General features: G+C 51.5%; 3 protein-coding genes (1 of these 3 running past the window's edge). All 3 read left to right on the top strand.

The window, feature by feature from the left end; genetic code table 11:
- The first annotated feature begins 62 nt into the window (after nt 1-62).
- Tightly spaced (at most 50 nt apart), the 3 genes in view from ACQ4MX_RS02010 to ACQ4MX_RS02000 form a layout consistent with a single transcriptional unit that may run on beyond the window.
- Nucleotides 63-1,967: an ABC transporter ATP-binding protein gene (locus tag ACQ4MX_RS02010; RefSeq protein ID WP_431089049.1), complete on the top strand. Its 1,905-nt coding sequence runs from the start codon at nt 63-65 to the stop codon at nt 1,965-1,967.
- Nucleotides 1,942-3,807, top strand: coding sequence for an ABC transporter ATP-binding protein (locus ACQ4MX_RS02005; RefSeq protein ID WP_431089047.1), 1,866 nt, complete (start codon nt 1,942-1,944; stop codon nt 3,805-3,807). The genes ACQ4MX_RS02010 and ACQ4MX_RS02005 overlap by 26 nt, the downstream gene beginning before the upstream one ends.
- A gap of 50 nt (nt 3,808-3,857) precedes the next feature.
- Nucleotides 3,858-26,964, top strand: partial view of a non-ribosomal peptide synthase/polyketide synthase gene (locus ACQ4MX_RS02000; RefSeq protein WP_431089045.1) — the 5' portion only. The gene runs 19,109 nt beyond the window's last position; 23,107 of the gene's 42,216 nt are visible here — the first part of the coding sequence; it begins with the start codon at nt 3,858-3,860; the stop codon falls past the right edge of the window.

Here is a 26,964-nt window from a genome sequence, read left to right as displayed (position 1 = left end):
CAAAATCCTCACTAAAAAAGTTCGCACTGCGAAAGTGTGAGCAACGAAAAAGAGGGATGTCCTTGTTTCGATCAAATTCTGCTTTTCGAAGACTCGCGCGTTATGTAAGACCGTACAATCTATGGGTTTTCATAACAGTGATCGCCTCCTTATGTTTGGCAGCCATAGACATTATTTTGGGTAAGGCCATCGAGCAAATGGTAGAGGGGACCTTCTCCTCCACCCAGAACATGATCTATCTAGTTGTTGGTATGACGCTAATTGGAATGCCCTGTAAGTTTGTGATGAGGTACGCTTCGGCGCGATTTAGCGTTAGCGCACTACGCGATTTGAGAGGCGACCTCGTACATAAGTTTTGCGATTTACCAGTTTCCAGAGTGGAGAGGAAGTTCACTGGAGATTTGGTATCCCGGCTTACGAATAATACGGCGATGTTACAGAATTTTTTTATCGAGCAGTTTGCCAATCTGTTTTATTTACCGCTTGTGTTTACGGCATCACTAACGTTGCTTTTAATGACAAGCTGGAAGCTGATCTTGGCCAGTCTTGCGCTTATGCCTGTAGGAATGATCATAACAACACTGATGAGCAGGCGGATTGAAAAATATTCCGAGCAGCTTCAGGAGAAAATGGCTCATTTGAACGCGGTCGGACAGGATGCAATTGGAGGAATTCCTATCGTCAAGGCATTCAATATGCAGGCTGTGCTATTGAAGAAGTATATGGTGATTATGGAGGAGGTCGTCAGGCGCGGCCTGGGGTTGGAAAAGCGCTATGCTTCTATTACTCCGGTAGGTGTGATGATGCTGGCAACACCGATTATTTTGGTCATTGCGTACGGAGGATACCTGATTCAACAAGGAGAGCTGAATGCTGGAGGCATTGTCCTATTTTTATATCTGATTTCGTTCATATTGCAGCCTGTTTCCATGCTGCCGACGATCATCACGCAAATGAAGGAAGCGGGGGGAGCGGCGAAGCATTTGTTTGAGGTATTGGATTGGCCGGATGAACGTCAGGGTGGTGAAATCACCTCACTCAGTGATGACCGAGAAGATGAGGGCCTACGTTTTGAGGACGATGCAGAAAGGAAGGCCAACCAAGCTAGTCAAGCAAGTAAAAGCGAGCCAGACGGAGCAGAAGGAGACGGATACGCTGCTGTGGTCAGGCTTGACCATTTGACCTTTGGCTACGACGAAGGGAATACGGTACTCAAGGATATCAGCTTCCAGGTAGGACAAGGAGAAACGGTAGCGATTGTCGGCGGCAGCGGTGGCGGCAAAAGCACGATTTTTAAGCTGCTTTGCGGATTTAATGAACCGGGAGAGCATGCTGGAACCGTTCAACTATTTGGAAAAAATTTGACAGATTGGAATTTAACAAGCCTGCGCAGCCATATTTCGATAGTATCTCAGGAGCCGTCGCTTTTTCCAGCCACGATTGCAGAAAATATCGGATATGGACGTCTGGAGGCGACCCGTGAAGAAATTGTCGAGGCGGCGAAAGCGGCGCATGCGCATGATTTTATTGTTCAGCTTCCCGAGGGCTATGAAACCCTTTTGAGCGAGCGGGGAGGAGGATTGTCCGGTGGACAAAAGCAGCGTATTTCCATAGCAAGAGCATTGTTGAAAAATGCTCCGCTGCTTCTACTGGATGAGCCAACTTCAGCGCTTGATAGCCAGTCGGAGGCTCAGGTGCAGATCGCGATGAGTGCAGCAATGCATAATCGGACGGTACTGGTGATTGCTCATCGACTGTCAACCGTGCGTCAGGCGAACCGGATTATTGTACTTGATCAGGGGAGCATTGTGGAATCGGGCACGCATGAGGAATTACTGGGTCGCGACGGTGAATATCGAAAGCTGTATTTGCAAAATTTCGAAGAAGAACCGCATACGATGGAAAACGGCAATTCGATGCCAGAGGAAAGGAGTGAGAAACGTGACCTTCAAGCAGGGGTTTTATGAGTTTAAGCAGTTGATGTCCCTGATGAAGCCGTACCGAAAATGGTATTTTATCGGGTTGGTTGGCAACAGTCTGACCAATGCGAGCATCACGATTTTACTTTCCTTTGTGGTGCATTATTTGCTGAATTTTGCGGTTGATGGGGAAGTGCAGGGGCTTTACCAGGCAATTTATTTGGTCAGCGGTACATTTTTGGCACTAAGTCTTATTTCTCCGCTGTGCAGCTACATGTATAAGCGGTGTGTGAGGCTGGCGATTGCCAATGTACGGGTGAGACTATTCGGGCATATCGTCAACTTATCATATGAAAAGGCCGAACAACGCCATTCGGGTGATCTTGTATCCCGCATGACAAACGATGTAAAGACGTTGGAGCAGGCTTACACCGTTCATATTCGCTCGATTATACTGGAAGTTTCGCTTTTCTTTGGTTCGCTGGTCATTATGCTGGCGCTGGATTGGCGATTTGGGGTTATGGCGGTTTTACTTGGGCTGGCTTCAGCTTGGGTAAATTCTCATTTCGCGAAGAAGATGCGACAGACGAGTGAAGAGTTACAGGGACGGATGAGCGGATTCACAGAACGATTGAGTGATCTGCTTTCCGGTTTGCAGACGGTGAAGCTGTTTGGATTGCGGACAAAGGTAGGCGGACTTTGTAACGATGCAAGCGAGGATATAAACCGCATCAGCATCCGGCAGGGACGTCATATGGGCTTGCAGGATATGTATAATTTTGTAATTGAATTCATTACGCTGGGTGGTGTGCTTGTTGCCGGACTGATTCTGGTTTCACAGAAGCAGATGGAGCTGGGAGTACTGGGACAGATTGTGCAACTGCAAGGCGGCATTTCCGCGGTGTTTTTGCAGTTGGGGGCGGCTGTATCACTGTTGCAAAACTCCTTAGCAGGCTTGGCGCGTATCCGCGAAATTCTGGATGAGTCGAAGGAAGAGGAGCATTTTCCAGCACTGAAACAGAAGGGACCGCAGGCTGGGCTGAGCGGTCCGGAGGCGGCAGCTTTATCAGTTCGTGAACCTAAGGGATCTCATAGTGATGTCGAAACTGTGAGCTCAGGCCACGCCATTGAACAAGTTTCGGCTGCACTGGAGCTGCATGACATCACCTTCGGTTATCAACCGGACCGTCCAACGCTGCAAAGGCTGAACCTGGTCGTGCCGGAAGGGCAGGTCACCGCGCTCGTCGGCCCAAGTGGTGGTGGCAAAAGCACAGTCATGAAGCTACTGCTAGGCTTTTATCCACCGGATGAAGGTGTGCTGCGGGTCCGTGGTCGCTCGGCAGGAGAGCTTCGGCTTGATGAGGTCAGGGATTTGATGGCCTATGTACCACAGGAGGCTACGTTGTTCCACGGTACAGTAGCGGATAATATCCGCTTTGGCTCACCGGATGCCACGGATGAGGAAGTAGAGGCTGCGGCCAAAACAGCCTATGCGAGCGGCTTCATAGCCGAGCTGCCAGAGGGCTACGACACCATTGTCGGTGAACGCGGAGCCAACTTGTCCGGTGGTCAAAGACAGCGGATCGCGATTGCCCGCGCTTTGCTCAAAAACGCACCGATTTTGCTGCTGGATGAAGCGACCTCGGCGCTGGATGCAGAATCGGAATATGAAGTCCAGCAGGGCTTAAATGAGCTGATGAAGGATCGTACGACATTAGTCATTGCCCATCGATTATCTACAATTGAGCGGGCGGATACGATCTGTGTTCTTGCCGAAGGCGAGCTGAAAGAACAGGGTACCCATGACCAGCTCCTTGCCAAGGGCGGTCATTATGCGAAGCTGTATGAGCTTCAGTTTCGAAAGCATCCCGAGGAACAAACCGCATAAATGCGCGAAGTTACTTTTTAACAATATCTATTTTGCGAGGAGAGAGACATATGACTCAGCACGATATTCAATTGTTTGCATTAAGCCAGCCACAGCAACGTATTTGGTATACGGAGCTTTTGTATCCCAATCGCAATACGTCCACGCTTATTGCAACTGTTAAAATCAAGGGAACTGTTCGTATAGATGCATTGCAGCAGGCGATGAACAAGGTCATTGCGCAAAACGATTCTTTTCGTATCAAAATTACTGCTGAGGACGGTATTCCATATCAATATGTAGAGCCATTTGCCGCTCAAAGCATAGAAACGCTCCAGGTTACCCCGGAGGAAGCCGAACTATTAGTAAACCGTCTTAATTCACAGCCCTTTTTATTGCTGGATTCTCAGCTGTACCAATTTGTTATTTTGCAGCTGGGGGCAGAAGAAACCTGGTACAATTTCACAATGCACCATATTATTTCAGATGGTGTATCCATGAATCAGGCCATTAATGAAATTACCACGCATTACATGGATATTGTCCATGGTACGGGTCAAGCTACACCGACCAAAGCGAATCCATATCTGGATTTCATTCAGGTGGAGCAAAGCTATGAGCAATCTGACCGTTACCAGAAGGACAAGACATATTGGACGGAAAAGTTTGCCGATTTGCCAGAGACGACAGGTTTAAAATCATACAATCCGCTAACGCTGAGCACAGCTGCACGCCGGGAGAGCTATACACTGGAGCATGAACTGTATCGTGGTGTCACGGTTTTTTGCGAGGAGCATAAAATCAGTATTTTTACGTTCTTCCTGGCCGCCCTGTATATTTATTTACATAAAGTGACGGGGGAACAGGATTTAACCGTAGGTACCCTGTACGCTAACCGTACGTCGAAGAAGGAGAAGGATACGATTGGCATGTTCGTCAGCACCGTGGCTACGCGCCTGCTGGTTGAGCCGGAATCCGAGCTGCTGACCTTCCTGCAAGGTGTGGGCAAGGAGCAGTCGTCCATTTTGCGGCATCAGCGTTACCCGTACAACAAAATTATTCAGGATTTGCGTGAACAGCAAAGCAGTCTGGATATTCAGCGCCTCTTTGGCGTTTCAATTCAGTATCGTACGCTGAGCTTCTCTCGCTTTGATGAAGCCGTTCAGCAGGTAGCTACCGATTTCTGTGGAGATACGGTGAATGACTTTGATATTCATATGGTAGAAATGCTGGATGACGATAAGTTTATACTGCATCTGGATTATCGTACCGAGCTGTTCAGCGAACAGGAGATTGCCCGAATTATCCGACAATTCTTGAGTGTGGCTGAGCATATGGTGAAAGGTCCGCAGAAGCGTATACAGGAGTTGTCACTGATTAGTGACGAGGAGCGGACGCAAATTGTGGATGTATTCAATGCTACAGCAGTGCCATATCCACATGATGCAGGGATTCATGAACTGTTCGAGCAACAGGCAGAGCGTATGCCGGATCAGACTGCGGTTGTGTTTGGAAACCGTCGTTTAACCTATGGGCAGTTGAATGAACAGGCCAACAGACTGGCTCACACGCTGCGCGGTTACGGTGTTACTGTTGAACGGACGGTTGGTATCGTCGCTGAGCGTTCCACAGATATGATCGTCGGCATGTTGGCAATCCTCAAGGCGGGCGGCGCATATGTCCCGATTGACCCGGATTATCCGGCAGAGCGTGTACGCTACCTGCTGGAGGATTCAGGTGCGAAGCTGCTGCTGGTGCAGCATGCGGAGCAGCAGCCAGATGACTACAGCGGAATTGTGCTGGATCTGAGCGATGCTACTGTATACGGGGCAGAGGCTGACCAAGGCTTAAATACCGTACAATGGGAACAAAACGAAGCTAATCATGCGGATTATACCCATTATACAAATCTGAAAAATGAGATTTCACAAGCGGGTAAATTCGGGGATCGACTCGCCTATTTGATGTACACTTCAGGAACTACTGGCCAGCCAAAAGGTGTTATGGTCGAGCACCGCAATGTCGTGCGTCTGGTGAAAAATACAAACTATGCGCAATTGGATGCTAATACGCGCATTTTGCAGACCGGGGCTGTTGTCTTCGACGCGTCCACCTTCGAAATTTGGGGTGCGCTATTGAATGGTGGACAGCTGGTACTGGTGAGTCAGGATGTCATATTGGACGCGCCAAAGCTCAAGGAAGCTGTTCGCAGCCATGGCATTACCACGATGTGGCTGACAGCGCCGCTCTTTAACCAGCTGTCCCAGCAGGACCTGGAACTGTTTGAGGGGGTACGGGAGCTGCTGGTCGGCGGTGATGTGCTGTCCGTCCCGCCTATTAATCGGGTGCTGGAGGCCCATCCTTCCCTGCGGATCATCAACGGCTACGGGCCGACAGAAAACACGACCTTTTCCACAACACATGCGATTACTGGCGTGCAATCAGAATCGGTGCCGATTGGCCGCCCGATCCATAACTCGACGGCGTATGTCGTGGACCGTTCGATGCAGCTCCAGCCCGTAGGAGCATGGGGAGAACTGATCGTCGGTGGTGACGGGGTGGCCCGTGGATACCGCAACCACCCGGACCTGACGGCAGGAAAGTTCATCGACAGCCCGTTCCGCAGTGGAGAACGTTGCTATCGCACAGGCGACCTGGTGCGCTGGAATGCGGACGGGACGCTGGAATACAAGGGACGGATCGACGCCCAAGTGAAAATCCGGGGGTACCGGATCGAGCTGGGTGAGGTGGAGGCACAGCTGTTGAAGCTGGAGGCGGTGCGAGAAGCCGTCGTGATAGCACGAGAGGATGAGCAGGGGCAAAAGCAGCTCTGCGCTTATGTGGTAACCCATGAGGATGTTGTGGCAAGTGAGCTGCGTAGCGCTTTGAGCCAGGAGCTGCCGGGCTACATGGTGCCGTCGTATTTTGTACAGCTGGAGCAATTGCCACTCACGCCCAATGGCAAGGTGGATCGCCGGTCATTGCCACAGCCGGAGGGAAGTGTGGATTCCGGCGAGGATTATGTAGCAGCGCGAACCGATGTGGAGCGGACGTTGGTATCGGTATGGCAATCTGTACTGGGCATAGAGCATATCGGTGTACTGGATAACTTTTTCCATCTGGGAGGCGACTCGATCAAGGCCATTCAGGTGTCCTCGAGACTGCTGCAAAACGGCTATAAACTGGAAATGAGGGAACTGTTCCAATATCCGACCATTGCTGAGCTGAATGGACGGGTGCAGCAGGTGAGCCGCGTCTCAGACCAAGGGGAAGTCACGGGTATGGTAGCGTTGACGCCGATTCAGTATTGGTTTATTGAACAGCAACCGGCCAAGCCAGAACACTATAATCAGGCATTGATGCTGCATCGTGAGGATCGTATGGACGAAACGGCGCTTCGTCAGGCGCTGCAACGCATAGTAGAGCATCATGATGCTCTACGTATCGTATTCAGCCAAAATACAGACGGCGAGTACGAAGCATGGAACCGTGGCGTACAAGCAGGTGAGCTCTTCAGCCTCGAAGTGATTGATTTTACGAACGAACCTGATTTTGCACATGAGCTGGAAGCAAAAGCTAGTGAAATTCAAGGCAGCATTCGCCTGGATGAAGGCCCTCTGGTAAAGCTGGGTCTGTTCCGTTGCCCTGATGGAGATCATTTGTTGGTGGCGATCCACCATTTTGTAGTGGATGGTGTATCTTGGCGTATTTTGCTGGAGGATTTGGCAACTGGATATGAGCAAGCTTTACAGGGCGAGTCTGTCCGTTTGCCGAATAAGACGGATTCCTTCCGCCTGTGGGCTGATCAGCTGTCAGCTTATGCGAACAGCACAGCATTGCAGAAGGAACGTGCGTACTGGCAAGAGCTGGAGCAAGCTGGGGCTACTCAAGCAGCTTTGCCCAAGGATTACACTCGCAAATCCGAGGCCAAGCCTCGTCTCCGCGATGACCGCACACTCACGGTAGCGTGGACAGTTGAAGAAACAGAACAATTTTTGAAGCAGGCACACCGTGCCTATAATACGGAAGCGAACGATCTATTGCTGACGGCTCTGGGAACCGCGGTTCACGAGTGGGCAGGCATCAGTCAGGTGCTTGTAAATCTGGAGGGTCATGGACGGGAAGCTATTTTGCCAGACGTGGATATTACACGTACGGTCGGTTGGTTTACCAGCCAATTCCCAGTTGTGCTGGATATGGGCGAGGATCGGAATGTGGGACGACGTGTCAAGAACGTCAAGGAAGGGCTGCGCCGTTTGCCGCATAAAGGAATTGGATACGGGATTTTGAGATATCTTTCTGCTGCTGAAGAAGGGGAGGCAGCTTTTGTCGCCGAGCCGGAAATTAGCTTTAACTATCTCGGACAATTTGATCAGGATTTGAAAAATAATGCATTCCGTATGTCTCCTTATTCCCTCGGGGCTTCTATTAGTGACACGTTGACCAAGCGGTATGCCCTTGATATCAACGGCATGATCACGGACGGTGCGCTGGAGCTGACGATCAGCTACAGCGGCAAAACGTTCATGAAAAAATCAATCAAAAGACTAGCTGATTTGCTTCAGGAAAGCTTGCGCCAGGTATTAGCTCATTGCGTGGACAAAGATCTGCCAGAGTTGACACCAAGCGATCTGTCCTTCCAAGGACTAACGGCTGGAGAACTGGAGCACATTGTAGAGCAAACCGCTGCTGTGGGAGAGCTGGAAAATATTTATTCGCTAACGCCGATGCAAAAGGGGATCTTGTTCCACGGCTTGATGGAGCCGCAATCCGGGGCGTATTTTGAGCAGGCAACATTTGATCTGCAGGGCAGCTTTCAAGTGGACACTTTTGCCGAGAGCCTGAATCTGCTGGTGAATCGCCATCAAATTTTCAGAACGAATTTTTATAGCGGCTGGAATGAGCAGCCTTTACAGGTGGTGTATCGTCATAAAGCTGCCGGATTCCGATTTGAAGACGTGCGTTCGATGGAGCAAGGAGAACTGGACGCGTACATTGCTGATTTTACTGAGCGAGATAAAGCGGAAGGGTTTCATTTCAGCTCAGGCGAGCTGATGAGAGTATCTATATTACGTACAGGCGAGGAATCGTACCGTTTTGTGTGGAGCTTCCACCATATTTTGATGGACGGCTGGTGCTTGTTCCTGGTTGTCGGGGAAGCCTTCAATACGTATTTTGCCCTGCTTGAAGGCCGGAAGCCGGAGCTTGCACCAGTAACGCCATACAGCGAATATATTGAATGGCTGGAACGGAGTGACAACGCGGAATCAGAACGGTTCTGGAGTGACTATTTTGCTGGCTTCGAGCAGCAGACGGTATTGCCGCAGGCAAAACAACTGGACGGGCACGCTAAGGGATATGAGGCTGACAAGCTTTCGTTTACACTGAGCCGTGAAGTGACGGAACGGATGAACCAACTGGTCAAGCAGCAGCAAGTGACGGTCAATACGCTGTTGCAAGCAGCATGGGGCGTTGTGCTGCAACGGTATAACAATAATCGGGACGTTGTATTTGGTAGTGTTGTATCCGGTAGATCGGCGGATATTCCAGGCATCGATAAAATGATCGGTTTGTTTATTAATACGGTTCCTGTACGGATCCATAGCGGGGAAGATGTTACGTTCGCTGGGCTGATGAAGCAGACACAGGAGCAGGCGCTTGCTTCCCGTGCCTATGAAACCTATCCGTTGTATGAAATTCAGGCCCTGACAGAGCAGAAGCAGGATTTGGTAAACCATATTATGGTGTTTGAAAACTATCCGGTGGAACAGAGCATGGAGCAAATGGGCAACCGTGACACGAACGGCTTTACGATTGCGAATGCTTCCGTGTCGGAGCAAACGAACTATGATTTTAACATTACAATTGTGCCGGGTGATGAAATCGGTGTTCATTTGGAATACAACGCGCTGGTGTTTGAACGCGCAGCTATGGAGCAAATCCGCGATCATTTGCTGCATATCGTAGAGGAAGCGATTAACAGACCGAATGCGCTGGTAGATGAACTTGAGCTGGTGACTGCTGAGGAAAAAGCGAAGATCATTGACGGTTTTGGTTCAGTTGGCGTGTCTGCGTGGAGTGATGCGAAGGAAGTAGAATTGTTGTTCCACGCCTATGTGGAAGAACAGGCGCAGCTTGTACCGGATCACATGGCGGTTGTGTACGAGGAGAATCAGCTTACGTACCGTGAACTGAACGAGCGTGCGAACCAGTTGGCCCGTAGATTGCGGAATGAAGGCATCGGGCGCGAATCGATTGTCGGCATCTTGAGCGAACGTTCGGTGGACATGCTGGTCGGTGTGCTGGCGGTATGGAAGGCTGGAGGCGCGTATGTGCCGTTGGATGCCGATTATCCGTCAGAGCGTATCCGCTTTATGCTGGAGGACAGCGGTGCGACGGTGCTGCTGACTCAAACAGGCTTGCAGGAGCGTGCGCAGGTATGGCTGGAGGAAAGCCAATGGGCCTTGACCGGAGGGAAGTCTGAGGGCCAACTGGAAACGGCGGTTAGCGCTGAGACGGTGGAATCAGATACCCTCCATGGAGGCCTGAGTTTAACATTAAATTCGCCATCTGACAGTGAAGCAACATCCGAACCAGCAACAGGACTGCGTTTGCAGACTGTACTGGCGTTGGACGATGAGTCGCTGTACACCGGGGATATTGCGGATGTCGAACCTATCAACGAGCCACAGGATCTGGCGTATGTGATCTACACCTCCGGAACAACGGGACGTCCGAAGGGAGTCATGATCGAGCATCGGAGCTTGGTGAATACGGCTGCGGCATATCGCCGGGATTACCATCTAAACCAGTTCCCGGTACGGTTGTTGCAGCTGGCGAGCTTCTCCTTCGACGTATTCGTCGGGGATATCGCACGGGCGCTCTATAACGGTGGAACGATGGTCATCTGCCCGAAAGATGACCGGATTGATCCAAGCCGTCTGTATAGCTGGATTCGCAATTATCAGGTTACGGTGTTCGAATCGACACCGGCCCTGATCGTACCGTTCATGCAGCATGTGTATGAACAGGGACTGGACATGAGCAGTCTGGAACTGCTGATCACCAGCTCAGATAGCTGCAGTGTGACGGATTACCGGGTGCTGCAAGAACGATTTGGTGCAGATACTCGGATTATTAACAGCTACGGCGTAACAGAAGCGGCGATTGACTCCAGTTTCTATGACGAAGAGCTATCGAAGCTGCCGAGCAGCGGTAGTGTGCCGATTGGTCAGGCGTGGCTGAACGCCCGCTTTTATATCGTGGACAGCCAGCTGAATCCGGTACCTATCGGCGTACTGGGCGAGCTATGCATCGGCGGAGCCGGGGTAGCACGTGGGTACCTGAACCGTGCCGACCTGACGGCCGGGAAATTCGTGGCGAATCCGTACGTGCCGGGTGAACGATTGTATCGCACCGGAGACCTGGCGCGGTGGATGCCGGACGGGAATGTGGACTTCATCGGCCGGATGGACTATCAAGTCAAAATCCGGGGCTACCGGATCGAGCTGGGCGAGATCGAAACCGTGATCCAGCGGGTGCCGGGTGTGCGTCAAGCGGTCGTGATCGACCGGACAGACGAGCGTGGGCACAAGTATTTGTGCGGCTATATCACGGGAGAAGCGGAGCTGCGGATCGAGGAGGTACAGGCCGAGCTGGAAGCAGGGCTACCGGCGCACATGGTGCCAGCACGCTTGATGCGTCTGGAGACGATACCGCTGACGAGCAACGGCAAAATCGACCGCAAGGCCTTACCAGAGCCGGAAGGCAGCATCCATACAGGTGCAGCCTATGTAGCACCGCGTACAACGGTAGAGCAGGTATTGGCTTCGGTATGGGCCGGGGTGCTGGGCGTGGAAACGGTAGGCACGCAGGATAACTTCTTCGAGCTGGGTGGCGATTCGATCAAGGCCTTGCAGGTATCGTCCCGATTGCTGCAAGCAGGCTATCGACTGAACATGAAAGACCTGTTCAGTAATCCGACGGTAGCGTCCCTTAGTCCTTTGCTTCGCACAGATGGCAAAATCGCCAGTCAGGAAGAAGTAGTCGGTGAGGTAGATCTGACACCAATTCAACGGTGGTTCTTTGAGCAGCAGCCGGTTGACCTGCATCACAGCAACCAGGCGATGATGCTGTATCGAGCCGGGCGCTTTGACGTAGATGCGCTGCGTCATACCATGGAACGCATGGTCCAACATCATGATGCATTGCGCACTGTATTCCGCGAGACGGAGCATGGTTACGTAGCTTGGAACCGCAGTGTGGAGGAAGGCGAGCTATATACACTGGACATTGTAGATTTCAGTGGGGTTGAAGACGAATCCACAGCTGTGGAAGCCAAGGCGAATGAAATTCAAGCCGGCATTCATTTGAGCGAGGGACCGCTTGTGAAGCTTGGTTTGTTCCAATGCGCTCAGGGCGATCATTTGTTAATCGTCATTCACCATTTGGTCGTGGACGGTGTATCGTGGCGCATTTTGCTGGAGGATTTGGCAGCCGCTTATGAGCAGGCTGTTGCAGGTAAAACGGGCAAAGCTATTCGATTGCCGCTTAAAACAGATTCGTTCCAGACATGGGCCGAGCATCAATCAGCCTATGCGAACAGTGCGACGATGGAGCGGGAGCTTGCTTACTGGCAGCATATTGAACAAGCAGAAGCAAGTCTGGCGCAGCCGTTGCCAAAGGATTATGACAACGATCATGCCTTGCTTGGAGACAGTGAGGTTGTTACCGTCCGCTGGACGAAGCAGGAAACCGATTTGTTGCTCAAGCAAGCTCACCGCGCGTATAGCACGGAAATGAATGACCTGTTGCTGGCTGCACTCGGCAAAGCCGTATATGACTGGTCCGGTTCTGAACGAGTGCTGGTCAACCTGGAGGGTCATGGACGGGAATCCATTTTATCTGATGTGGATATTACGCGCACGGTTGGCTGGTTTACGAGCCAATTCCCGGTTGTACTGGATGGAAGCCTGGGACAAGGCGGAAATATCGCCCGTTTGATCAAACGGGTGAAGGAAGGGCTGCACCATATTCCTCAAAAAGGCATTGGCTATGGTATTTTGCGATACCTGTCAAATACTGAGGCTTTCGCGCGAGCAGGCGTACAGCTTCAGTTGACCCCAGAAATCAACTTTAACTATCTGGGCCAGTTTGATCAGGATTATAAAGGCAACGATCTGGAGCCTTCCTCCTATTCTATGGGTGTGCCTGTCAGCACAAACGCGGCTATGGATTTTGCGCTGGATATCAATGGAGTGATCGAGGGCGGCGAGCTGATCTTCACGATTCGTTACGGCACAACGCAATTCCGTCACGAAACGATTGCACAGCTTGGAGAGCTGCTTGCTTCGGGCTTGCGTGAGGTGATTAGCCATTGCGTCGCCCAGGAAAGAACGGTATTGACACCAAGTGATGTCCTGCTAAATAACGTAACGCTGGACGAGCTGGAGCAGCTGGTGGAAGATACGCGAGATATGGGTGAGCTGGAAAATGTGTATGCCTTAACGCCAATGCAAAAGGGTATGCTCTTCTACAGCATGATGGACGAGGATTCGGCGGCTTATTTTGAGCAGGCCACCTTTGAGTTGAACGGACGTTTTGATGTGGTCACTTTCGGCAAAAGCCTGGATCTGCTTGTACAACGTCATGAGGCCCTACGGACGAACTTTATCAATTCATGGAAAGATGAGCCTGTACAGGTCGTCTTCCGCAACCGCAGCGGAGGATTGTACTACGAAGACTTGCGCGGACTAGAAAAAGAGGAACGTGAAGCTCAGGTTGAGGCTTTTGTCCTTGCAGATAAAGCCAAAGGATTCCATCTGGCAGAGGATGCACTCAATCGTATCTCCATTTTGCAAACGGGGGATGAAACGTACCACTTTGTTTGGAGCTTCCATCACATTTTGATGGATGGCTGGTGCTTGTCCTTTATGATACAGGAGGTATTTGGCAGCTATCAGGCACTTCGTGCGGGTCAGGAGCCGGTGCTTGAGCAGGTCACGCCATTCAGTCGTTTTATTGAATGGCTGGAGCGTCAGGATCGTGAAGCGGCCCTGCAATACTGGAGCGGGTATCTGGCAGACTATGAGCAGCAAATTACGCTTCCGCAGCAAAAAACACAGCCTAAATCCGCACAAGTCGGGGACTATGTGGCCGGAGAACTGGAATGCGAATTCCAGCCGGAACTGGTCGCTCAGATCGAACGGGTGGCGAAGCAAAATCAGGTGACGATCAACACATTGATTCAGACGGTATGGGGCGTGCTGTTGCAAAAATATAACAACAGTTCGGATGTTGTATTCGGTAGTGTTGTATCCGGTCGTCCAGCCGATATTATGGGTGTGGAGCGCATGATTGGGTTGTTCATAAATACGATTCCAGTGCGCATTCAGTCTGAAAAGGGTGAGGCCTTTGTCGAACTGATGAAACGAACACAGCGGCAGGCGCTGGCCTCTAATAGCTACGACGCATTCCCGTTGTATGAAATTCAGGCGCTGACCGAACAGAAGCAGGATTTGATCAACCATATAATGATATTTGAAAATTATCCGGTGGAGCAGCAGGTAGAGCAGCTGGGAAGCGATGGACACGATAAATTTACGATTTCGAACGTAGTGACTACAGAGGAGACCAACTACGATCTGAACGTAGCCGTTATGCCGGGAGAAGGTATAAAGATTCGTTTTATGTATAACGCGCTCTGCTTTGATCAAATAGGCATTGAGCGTCTGCATGGACATTTTGTCCGTCTGCTGGAGCAAATTTCACTCCATCCGAACGTTCGCGTTGAAGAGCTGGAATTGGTCACAGCGGTGGAAAAACAACAGATTACAGAAGCGTTTAATGACACCGCTGCGGTATATCCGCGCCATCAGACGATCCATCAGCTGTTTGAGGAGCAGGTGGAGCGTACGCCGGATCAAGTGGCATTGGTGTTTGGAAATCAGAGTCTGACTTATCGGGAGCTGAATGAACGGGCTAACTCATTGGCACGAATGCTTCAAGCGCAGGGAGTAGGACCTGACAAGCTGGTCGGCCTGATGGTGCAGCGCTCAGTGGAAATGATCGCAGGTCTCCTTGCTGTTCTAAAAGCAGGCGGTGCTTATGTGCCGATTGATCCTGAATTTCCGTCATCTCGTATTGAATACATGCTGGGAGACAGTAAGGCCGCAGTGCTTCTGACCAGTCGTGATCTGGTGGAAGAGCACCATTGCAACGCCAATACAATGTTTCTTGAGGATACAGAATTGTATCAGGGAGAGCGCGGCAACCTGGAGACGATCGTCCGCCCAGAGCATTTGGCTTACGTCATCTATACCTCTGGATCGACTGGAAATCCGAAAGGAGTTATGCTCCAGCATGGCTCGGTACTCAACTTTATTACAGGGATGCGCGAAATAATCGACTTTGAAGCGGGCAAAACCATTTTGTCACTCACGACAATTTCATTCGATATTTTCGTATTGGAAACCATCCTGCCACTGTTGGGTGGAATGACTGTTGTGCTTGGCGACAGCCAGCATCAGGTTGATCCTCAGGCGCTGGGTGAGTTGATCGTTCATCATCATATTGATATGTTGCAAATGACACCATCCCGGGTACAAATGCTGTTGGGTCATGAAGCAGGTTCCCGTGCGCTGCGAAGCGTGAAGGAAATAATGGTCGGGGGTGAAGCACTTCCGTCCAAGCTGCTGGCAGCACTGCAAGAAATGAACGGTCTCCGCATTTATAACATGTACGGACCTACAGAAACGACGGTTTGGTCGACGGTACAAGAACTGACCCATGCCAATCAAATTAATATCGGACGTCCTATCGCTAATACGGAAATGTATATCCTGAATGCGAATGATGGATTACAGCCAATCGGTGTACCGGGCGAGTTATGTATTGCAGGAGAAGGCTTGGCACGTGGGTATTGGAATCGCGAAGAACTGACGGCCGAGAAATTTGTGAACAATCCGTTTGCAGGCGGGAAAGCAGGCTATGAGCGGATGTATCGCACGGGCGACTTGGCGAGATGGATGGCAGACGGCAACATCGAATATCTGGGCCGGATCGACTATCAGGTGAAAATCCGGGGGTACCGGATTGAGCTGGGCGAGGTCGAATCGCAATTGCTGAAGGTGGAGTCGGTACGAGAAGCCATAGTCATGGCTCGTGCGGACGAAACAGGCCAATACCAACTGGTGGCATACTATATTGCGGAGCAAGAACTCGGATCCAGCGAGCTGAGAAGTGAACTGGGGCGGGAGCTGCCAAGTTATATGGTGCCTTCATACTTCGTTCAGTTGGAGCAGATGCCACTGACACCGAACGGTAAAATCGACCGCAAGGCACTGCCGGCACCGGAAGGCAGTCTGCAAAGCGGAGCGGATTATGTAGAGCCGCGCACCGCGCCGGAACGGACACTTGTAGCAGTCTGGCAGTCCGTCCTGGGCGTGCAAACCGTCGGTATTTTGGACAATTTCTTTGATCTGGGCGGCGATTCGATCAAGGCGATTCAAATCGTATCCCGTGCGTTCCAGGCAGGCTATAAGCTGAACATGAAGGACTTGTTCAAATATCCAAGCGTGAAGGAGCTGGCTCCGCATCTGCGTTTAGCGGGCAAGAGAACGGCCGAGCAAGGCGAAGTCACAGGGAAAGTGGTGCTGACGCCGATTCAATACTGGTTTGCGGAGCAGGAGCAGGTGGACGCGCATCACTTTAATCAGGCGGTTATGCTGCACCGGAAGCAGGGCTTTGACGAATCCGCTCTGCGTCAGGCGCTCATCAAGCTGGCGGAGCACCATGATGCACTACGGATGGTGTTCAGCAAGACAGAGCAAGGCTATGAAGCATGGAACCGCGGATTGCAGGAAGGCGAGCTGTACCACCTGGACGTGCTGGACTTTAGGGATTTGACGGATGAAGCCGTGCTCAGCGCAGCGATTGAGGCGAAAGCCAGTGAAATTCAAAGCAGTATTCATCTGCATGAAGGGCCGCTGTTTAAAGCTGGTTTGTTCCACTGTGCAGATGGGGATCATCTGCTAATGGCGATTCACCATTTGGTGGTGGACGGGGTATCGTGGCGCATTTTGTTTGAGGATTTGGCTACAGCCTATGAACAGGCAGTAAATGGAGAAGCACTCCAATTACCTGACAAAACGGATTCCTTCCGTTCCTGGTCTGAGCGACTTTCCACCTATGCGGATAGCGCGGTAATGGAAAGTGAACGCGCCTATTGGGAGCAACTGAACGCATCTGCTTTGGTGGATCAAGTACGGTTGCCTGAGGATCAAGCGCAGGATGGCGAATTTACGTTGGCTGACACGGATACAGTGGTCATCAAGCTTACGGAGGAAGAGACAGAATGGCTATTGAAGCAGGCGCACCGCGCATATAACACGGAAGTGAACGATCTGCTTCTGGCTGCATTGGGCATGATGCTGTACACATGGACGGGTCATGAACGTAGCCTGATCAATTTGGAGGGGCACGGACGTGAGGACATTTTGCCGGATACGGACATTTCACGTACTGTAGGCTGGTTTACGAGTCAATATCCGGTATTGCTGGACATCGGTCGTGATCATGATTTGTCGGGACGCATCAAACAGGTCAAAGAGAGCCTGCGTCAGATTCCGAATAAAGGAATTGGCTATGGTATTTGGAGACATCTGAGTGAAGCTGGCCAGGGAACTGCTCATAAAGAAGACGCTTTGCATACGGGCCAGACAGATGGAGGCTACGCCGAGCCGCAAGTGAGCTTTAACTATCTCGGACAATTTGATCAGGATTTGCAAAACAGCGATATTCAGATGTCTCCTTACCCAATTGGTTTGGCTGTTAGTGACCGAACGAAGATGAAATACGCGCTCGATGTGGGCGGGATCGTCACGAACGGCATACTGGAGCTGGATATTCGGTATAACGGTAAGGCCTTCCGCAAGGACACCATCCAAATGCTGGCTGACCTGCTGAAAGCCAACCTGCTTGAAATGATCGAGCATTGTGTCATACGGAAGCAGTCAGAATTGACTCCAAGCGATGTACTGTTAAAGGGTCTGACGCTGGAGCAATTAGACACGATTGTTGAGCAGACACAGACGGTTGGGGAATTGGAGAATGTGTATCCGTTAACGCCGATGCAGAAGGGTATGCTGTTCCATAGTCTGATGAACCCAGAATCAGGAGTGTATTTTGAACAGGCGACCTTTGACCTTGAGGGACATTTTGAGCCGACCGTATTCGATGAAAGCCTGAAGCTGCTGGTTAGCCGACATGCTATATTCCGGACGAATTTCTACAGCGGCTGGCATGGTCAACCGTTACAGGTCGTCTATCGTTATAAAAATCCGGGCTTCCGCTATGAGGATGTCAGAGGTCGTGAAGACGCTGTAGATCAATTCGTGGCCCTGGATAAAGAGCAAAACTTTGATTTAGGCAAGGACGCGCTTATGCGCGTAACCGTCTTCCGCACGGGTGATAGCTCGTACCGTTTTGTATGGAGCTTCCATCATATGGTGATGGACGGCTGGTGCCTGTCACTGGTGACGGACGAAGTGTTTGGTGCATATTTTGCCCTGCTGGAGCACAAACAGCCAGAGCTCGCACCTATCAAGCCGTATAGTGAGTATATTGAATGGCTGGAACGGCAGGATACGCAGGAAGCGACCCGCTACTGGAGCGACTATTTGGCTGGCTTCGAGCAGCAGACCTTGCTGCCTGACGAGCACGCACAGGCTTCCGTAATGGCACGGGTTGAAGATAAAGAAGGAAGCGGTACGGCTTCAAATTCCGGTTATGTTTCGGAAAAGCTGTCATTTGTACTGGGTAAAGAACGGAGCGCGGCGTTAAACCGCATTGCCAAGCAGCAGCAGGTAACGATTAATACATTGCTGCAAAGCGTTTGGGGAGTTATTTTACAAAAATACAATAATAATCAGGATGTCGTGTTTGGTAGTGTTGTATCCGGACGTCCGGCAGACATTCCGGGTGTGGAGGACATGATCGGTCTGTTCATCAATACGATTCCGGTTCGCATTAGCAGTGAGCAGAATGCTACGTTTGCTGAAATATTGCATCGGACACAGGAGCAGGCTTTGGCCTCCAGTGCGTATGACACCTTCCCGTTGTATGAAATGCAGGCGCTGACTGAACAAAAGCAAGACCTGATTAATCATATTATGATCTTTGAAAACTATCCGATCGGGCAGCAAATGAAGCAGGTGGGCAGTTCCGGCGAGACAGGCGCACAGACTGGCTTCTCTATTGCCAATGTGGCACTTGCAGAGCAAACCAACTACGATTTTAACCTGATTGTGGTGCCCGATGAGGATATCTCCATCCTGTTTGAATACAATGCTCTTGTGTATAACCGGTTTGCTATGGATCGTATCCAAGGCCATATCGACCATGTCATCGGGCAAATTGTAGACAATCCGCATATCTGTGTGAATCAGCTGGAATTGGTAACACCGGAAGAACAAGCGCAGATTGTTCAGGTTTGGGGAGCTACGGCGGCAGCTTATCCGCAGGATCAGACGTTAAGTGCACTGTTCGAGGAACAGGCGGCACGAACACCGGATCAGGTGGCGGTGCTGTTTGGAGCAGAGACGTTGACCTACGGTGAACTGAACGAGCGGGCCAACCGTCTTGCACGTACCCTGCGTGCGGAAGGCGTTGAACCGGATCAGCCGGTGGGCATTCTGGTACACCGCTCGCTGGAAATGATCGTGGGCATCTATGCGATCCTCAAGGCAGGCGGCGCATATGTACCAATTGACCCGGAATATCCGGCGGACCGCATTCGCTTTATGCTGGAGGACTCGGGAGCGAAGCTGGTGCTGACGCAATCGCATTTGGCCGATCAGGCGTCGCTGAGCTTCGACGGCAAGGTGCTGGTGCTGGATCGTCCGGTGCTGGGTGGCAAGGACATGTACCACGAAGACGGCTCGAATCTGGAGCCACTGGCTGGTCCGCGTCATGTAGCCTACGTTATCTACACCTCCGGCTCGACTGGAAAACCGAAGGGCGTTATGGTCGAGCATCATTCCGTGCTGAACCGGATTTTGTGGATGCACGACCGTTACGGCTTGAGTGCAGAGGATACGATCCTGCAAAAGACTGCCTTCACCTTCGACGTGTCGGTGTGGGAACTGTTCTGGTGGTCGATGGTTGGCTCAAAGGTGAGTCTGTTGTCGGTTGGCGGGGAAAAGAATCCGGAGGACATCGTCGAAACGATTGCCCGCGATGGCGTAAGCACGATGCACTTTGTGCCTGCCATGCTGCATGCGTTCCTGGAGTATGTGGAGCAGCAGCCGCAGGAAACGATGCAAGCGAGGCTGGGAACGTTAAGACACGTATTTGCCAGCGGAGAAGCGTTGCCGCCACAGCATGTAGCACGTTTCCAACGGCTCGTGTCAGGAATCGCTGGAGCGAAGCTGATCAACCTGTATGGCCCAACCGAAGCGACGGTGGACGTCTCGTACTTTGATTGCGAGCCGACGGAGGAATATGCCGTCATTCCGATCGGGAAACCGATTCAGAACATCCGTCTGTACATCGTCAAGGAAGGCACGGAGCAATTGCAGCCGATTGGGGTAGCAGGGGAACTGTGCATCGGTGGTGTAGGCGTAGCACGAGGCTATCTGAACCGTCCGGAGCTGACGGCAGAGAAATTCGTTGCCGATCCGTTTGCCGGTGGCGAAGCAGGATATGAGCGGATGTACCGCACGGGCGATTTGGCGAGATGGATGCCGGACGGCAACATCGAATATTTGGGACGGATCGACCATCAGGTGAAAATCCGGGGGTACCGGATCGAGCTGGGCGAGGTCGAATCGCAGCTGCTGAAGGTGGAGTCGGTACGAGAAGCGGTCGTCATGGCTCGTGCAGATGAAACAGGCCAAAAACAAATGGTAGCGTACTACGTCGCCGGACAAGAGCTCGGAGCCAGCGAGCTGAGAAGTGAGCTGGGGCGGGAGCTGCCAAGCTATATGGTGCCATCGTACTTTGTACAGCTGGAGCAGATGCCGCTGAGCCCGAATGGTAAAATCGACCGCAAGGCACTGCCAGCACCGGAAGGCAGTCTGCAAAGCGGGGCGGATTATGAAGAGCCGCGCACCGCACAGGAACGGGCACTCGTGGCAGTCTGGCAGTCAGTACTGGGCGTGCAAACCGTCGGTATTCTGGACAATTTCTTTGATCTGGGCGGCGATTCAATCAAGGCAATTCAAATCGCATCCCGTGCGTTCCAGGCAGGCTACAAGCTGGACATGAAGTATTTGTTCCAGTATCCAACAGTCGCAACACTGGCACCGCATATGCAAGAGGTGAGCCGTATTGCAGATCAAGGAGAAGTGAGCGGGGAAACCGCTTTGCTTCCGATCCAGCACTGGTTCTTTGCACAGGAGCGCGAGCTTCCGCAGCACTTTAATCAGGCGGTCATGCTCTATAGCGCCGAGGGCTTTGATGAGACAGCGGTTCGCCAGGCAATGGATCATATCGTGAAGCATCATGATGCGCTTCGTACGGTTTTCCGTCAGGCTTCATCCGGTTTCACGGCTTGGACACGCGGTGTAGATGAAGGCGCATTGTATACGCTGGAAACGGTGGATTACCGTGAACAGGCAACCTATGCGGAAGCGTTGGAAGCGAAGGCAACTGAAATTCAAAGCAGCATTTATCTGTCCGAAGGACCTCTCGTGAAACTGGGATTGTTCCGCACAGCAGAGGGCGATCATTTGCTCATAGCCATTCACCATTTGGTGATGGACGGGGTGTCGTGGCGGATTCTGTTTGAAGATTTCTCTACAGGCTACGAGCAAGCGTTAAAAGGTGAGTCTGTACGTTTGCCATATAAAACGGATTCCTTCCAAACATGGGCACGGGAGTTGTCGTCTTATGCCAACCGCCCTGAGGCTGCATCGGATGAAGTCTACTGGCAGCAGCTGGAGCAGGCCAAAGCTGCTGCTGCGCCACTGCCTAAGGATTTTGCCTATGAGGGCTCCTTGAATGCAGACAGCGAAGTGCTGACGGTGGAATGGACCGAAGCTGAAACCCAGCAGTTGTTGAAGCAGGCACATCGCGCCTACAACACCGAGGTCAATGATTTGCTGCTGACCGCGTTAGGATTGGCGATGCATAATTGGACAGGTGCAGGACATGTGCTGGTGAATCTGGAGGGACATGGCCGGGAAGCGATCCTGCCAGAGGTGGATATTACACGTACGGTAGGCTGGTTTACGAGCTTGTATCCGGTGCTGCTGGACACGGGTGCTAATCTGACGCTGGCAGAGCGGATTAAAGACACGAAGGAAGGCCTCCGCCAGATTCCGCATAAAGGGCTGACGTATGGAACGTGGCGCTACTTGTCCCATGCGTCCGCATCGGATGAAGCGCGTACAATTGCAGCAGAACCGGAAATCAGCTTTAACTATTTGGGTCAGGTCGATCAGGATCTGCAAAACAGTGGAATTACGTTGTCGTCCTACGGTGCAGGGGAGACAGATGATACACATTCACCGTTACTGTACACGCTGGATTTGAACGCGATGATCTCGGAAGGTATGCTGCGATTGACGATCGCTTACAGCCGTAAGCAGTATCGCAAAGAAACGCTGAAACGTGTAGCGGGACTATTGCAATCCGCTTTGCAAGAGGTGATTACGCATTGCGTCGCTCTGGAACAGCCGGAACTGACGCCGAGTGACGTGTCTTTCAAAGGTCTGACGACTGGAGAGCTGGAACAAATTGCGGAACAGGCTGCACGTACAGGTGAGCTGGAAAATGTATACGCACTGACGCCGATGCAGAAGGGTATGCTCTTTTACAATCTTATGGATTCGCAATCGGGAGCTTATTTTGAGCAGGCAACCTTTGATCTGCAAGGACATTTTAATATCGCTGCTTTTGCAGCAAGCATGGATGTATTGGTACAGCGGCATACAGCACTGCGCACGAACTTCTACAGTGGCTGGAAGGATGAACCGCTTCAGGTCGTGTACCGCAATAAGCGCAGTGAACTATATGTAGAGGACCTGCGCGATGTGGAGGAAGAGAAGCAAAACGAGTACATCCTCGAATATACGCGTAAAGACAAACAGAGAGGCTTTGATCTGGCGCAAGATGCTTTGATGCGTGTCGCTGTTTTGCGCACAGGTGAGGATTTGTACCGTTTTGTATGGAGCTTCCATCATATCGTGATGGACGGCTGGTGCTTGTCACTGGTGACAAACGAAGTATTTGCGAGCTATTTTGCGATACTGGCCCATAAGCAGCCTGAGCTGGCACCTATAACGCCGTACAGTCAATATATTGAATGGCTGGAGCAGCAGGATCGTCAGGCCGCATCCAGTTACTGGAGCAAGGTTCTGGAAGCGTATGAGGAACAGTCCCGCTTGCCACAGGCGGCTAAGATCCAGGGCAAAACGGGATATCAGGCGGAGCGTCTGGATTTTGACTTGGGTGCAGATCTAACGGCAAGCATTCAGCGAATAGCCAAGCGTTATCAGGTAACCATCAATACGTTGATGCAGACCGTTTGGGGCATTTTGCTGCAAAAATATAATGGCACAGATGATGTGGTGTTTGGCAGCGTGGTATCTGGACGTCCGGCAGAAATTCCAAATGTGGAGCACATCATTGGTTTGTTTATCAATACGATTCCTGTACGCATCAGCAGTCATGTGGATAGCTTATTCTCAGACGTGATGAAGCAAACCCAGGAGCAATCGATTGCTTCCCATGCCTATGATACGTACCCGTTGTATGAAATTCAGGGGTTGTCGGAGCTTAAGCAGGATTTGATTAATCATATTCTTATTTTTGAGAACTATCCGGTAGAGGAACAAATTGAGCAATTAGGTAACGGTGATGGGTCCAGCTTCAGCATCACAGGCGTTGAGTCTGTCGAGCAGACCAACTATGACTTTAACCTGGTGGTGCTGCCAGGGAACACTATTCACATGAGCTTTGGCTATAATGCACTGGCATTTGAACGTGAAAGTGTAGAACAAATTCGAGGTCATCTGGTACAGCTGCTGGAGCAAGTGACGGAGAAGCCGGACATTCGGGTGCAAGAGCTGGATATGTTAAGTGCGCAGGAACGAGAGCAAATTCTGGGCGTATGGGGAGATACTGCCGCCGAGTATCCAAGCGAGCAGACAATCCATGGCTTGTTCGAGACACAAACAGCGCAGACACCGGAGCAGGCAGCGTTGTTCTTTGAAGGAGAGCAGTTGACCTATCGCGAGCTGAATGAACGTGCGAATCGTCTGGCTCGTACCTTGCGCAGTCAAGGCGTGACGAAGGATCGTCTAGTGGGTCTGATGACCGAGCGTTCGGTAGACATGATTGTGGGCATCTTCGGGATTTTGAAAGCCGGGGGTGCATATGTACCAATCGATCCGACGTATCCAGAGGAGCGTATCCGCTACATGCTGGACGACTCAGGGGCAGAGCTGTTGTTGACGCAAAGCCATCTGGTGGACAAAGTAACCTTTGACGGCAACATGCTGGTGCTGGATGGAGCACAGGGTCTGTATCACGAGGATGGTTCCAATCTGGAGCCGTTGTCCGGTCCAAACGATCTGGCGTATGTGATTTATACGTCGGGTACGACGGGTCAACCGAAGGGCGTTATGCTGGAGCATCACGGGCTGTGCAATCTGAAAACGTATTTTGATCAGACACTTCGGATCAGCACGTCGGATCATGCGTTGTTGTTCGCCAGCTATTCGTTTGATGCGGCTTGCTGGGAAATCTTCCAGGCGCTGTTCTGCGGAGCTACGTTGTATGTGCCAACGTCAGAGACGATTTTGAACTACGAGCGGTTTGAGCAATATATGGCGGATCATCAAATTACCGTGGCAGCCTTACCGCCGACCTATGCGGTGTATCTGGAGCCGGAACGGATGCCAAACCTGCGTATTTTGTTCACTGCCGGTTCAGCGTCATCAACAGAGCTGGTATATAAGTGGAAGGACCAGGTGGCGTACTACAACGGCTACGGTCCAACGGAAAACTCGGTAGCGACGTCGATCTGGCCGGTATCCGAAGACGAGAGAGCAGGGCAACTGATTTCCATCGGACGCCCTGTGCCGAATCACCGGGTATACATGGTAGATGCGCATGGACATCTGGCGCCAGTAGGCGTAGCGGGTGAGCTGTGCGTATCTGGTCCGGGTCTGGCCCGTGGTTATCTGGATCGTCCAGAGCTGACGGCTGAGAAATTTGTACCGAATCCATTTGCGGCTGGCGAAGCAGGCTATGAACGGATGTACCGTACAGGCGATTTGGCGAGATGGATGCCGGATGGCAATATCGAATATTTAGGCCGGATCGACCATCAGGTGAAAATCCGGGGCTACCGGATCGAGCTGGGCGAGGTTGAGGCACAAATTCTGAAAGTGGAAGACGTACAAGAGGTCATCGTACTGGCCCAGGCGGACGAGCAGGGGCAAAACCAACTGGTGGCGTACTATGTTGCCGAACGGGACGTGAACGCAGGAGAGCTGCGCAGCTTACTGGGCGCGGAGCTTCCAAACTACATGGTGCCTTCGTATTTCATCCAGATGGAGCAGATGCCACTGACACCGAACGGTAAAATCGATCGCAAGGCACTGCCGGCACCGGAAGGCAGCCTGCAAAGCGGGGCGAATTATGTAGAGCCGCGTACAGCGCTGGAGCAGACTTTGGTTTCCATTTGGCAGGCCGTATTAGGGGCAAAGAGAGTCGGGATTTTGGATAATTTCTTTGATCTGGGTGGAGATTCGATCAAGGCGATCCAGGTATCCTCCCGTTTGCTGCAAGCGGGCTACAAGCTGGAAATGAAGGATTTGTTCCAATATCCTTCCGTATCGCTGCTGAGTGGTCATGTCCACAAGGTCAGCCGTACAGCCGATCAGCGTGCGGTTTCGGGAGCGGTCAAGCTGACCCCGATTCAGCAATGGTTCTTTGGACAATTCTTAGCAGAGCCGCATTATTTCAACCAGTCGGTGATGCTGTATAGAGAGCAAGGCTTCGATGAAGCCGCATTGCATCAAACGGTGACCAAGGTGACCGAGCATCATGATGCGCTGCGCACCGTTTTCCGTCAGACCGAGCAGGGCTATGAAGCGTGGAGCCGTGGTCTGAACGAAGGTAAGCTGTATAGTCTGGACGTTGTTGATTTGACGGATGTAGAGGACTACGCAGATGTAGTGAAGGCCATTGAAGAGAAAGCGAATGCTATTCAAAGTTCCATTCGTCTGGACGAGGGACCACTGGTCAAGCTGGGGCTGTTCCATTGCACGGACGGAGATCATTTACTGATTGCAATCCACCATTTGGTCGTAGACGGCATTTCATGGCGGATTGTGTTTGAAGATTTTGCCACTGGATATGAGCAGGCGGTTCGGGGAGAAGCGATTCGTCTGCCATATAAAACGGACTCGTTCTCCGCTTGGGCAGAGCGCTTGTCTCAATATGCGAATAGTCCGGCCATCGAAAACGAACGCGAATATTGGCAGCATCTCGCCCAAATGGAATTCGCATCGTTGCCTAAGGATCAAGAGAGCGCGGAAGGACAGCATTCTCTGATAAGAGACAGTGAGACGGTGACCGTGGCTTGGAGCGAGCAGGAAACACGACTACTGCTTCAGGAAGCGCACCGTGCGTACAACACAGAGGTCAATGATTTGCTGTTAACCGCACTCGGCACGGCGTTATATAACTGGAGCGGTCAGGAGCGCGTGCTGGTCAATCTGGAGGGGCATGGTCGGGAAGCAATTATGCCGGATATTGATATCACACGCACAGTGGGCTGGTTTACAAGCCAATATCCGCTGCTGCTCGATGTTGACGGCAAGGCAGAAGTGGGGCAGCGAATCAAGCGGGTGAAGGAAGACTTGCGTCATGTGCCACAAAAGGGCATTGGCTACGGTATTTTGAAATATATGTCTCAGGATGTGAACGATGAAGAGCTGGCGTTCCAGCCGGACATCAGTTTCAACTATTTGGGACAATTTGATCAGGATTTGGAAAATGGTGATATCACTTTGTCTTCACATCCAGGTGGAGAGCCGATGAGTGACCATACCGCTCTGGAGCATCCGCTGAATGTGAACGGGATGATTACAGCAGGCGTGCTGACATTGGAAATTCGTTATGACAGCAAGGTGTATCATCAACAAAACGTGGAAAAATTTGCAC

This window comes from Paenibacillus sp. 8b26 (assembly GCF_050626875.1).
Lineage (GTDB): Bacteria > Bacillota > Bacilli > Paenibacillales > Paenibacillaceae > Paenibacillus.
Note: the sequence above shows the minus strand (reverse complement) of the source record. Positions and strands in the feature narration are given on the sequence as shown.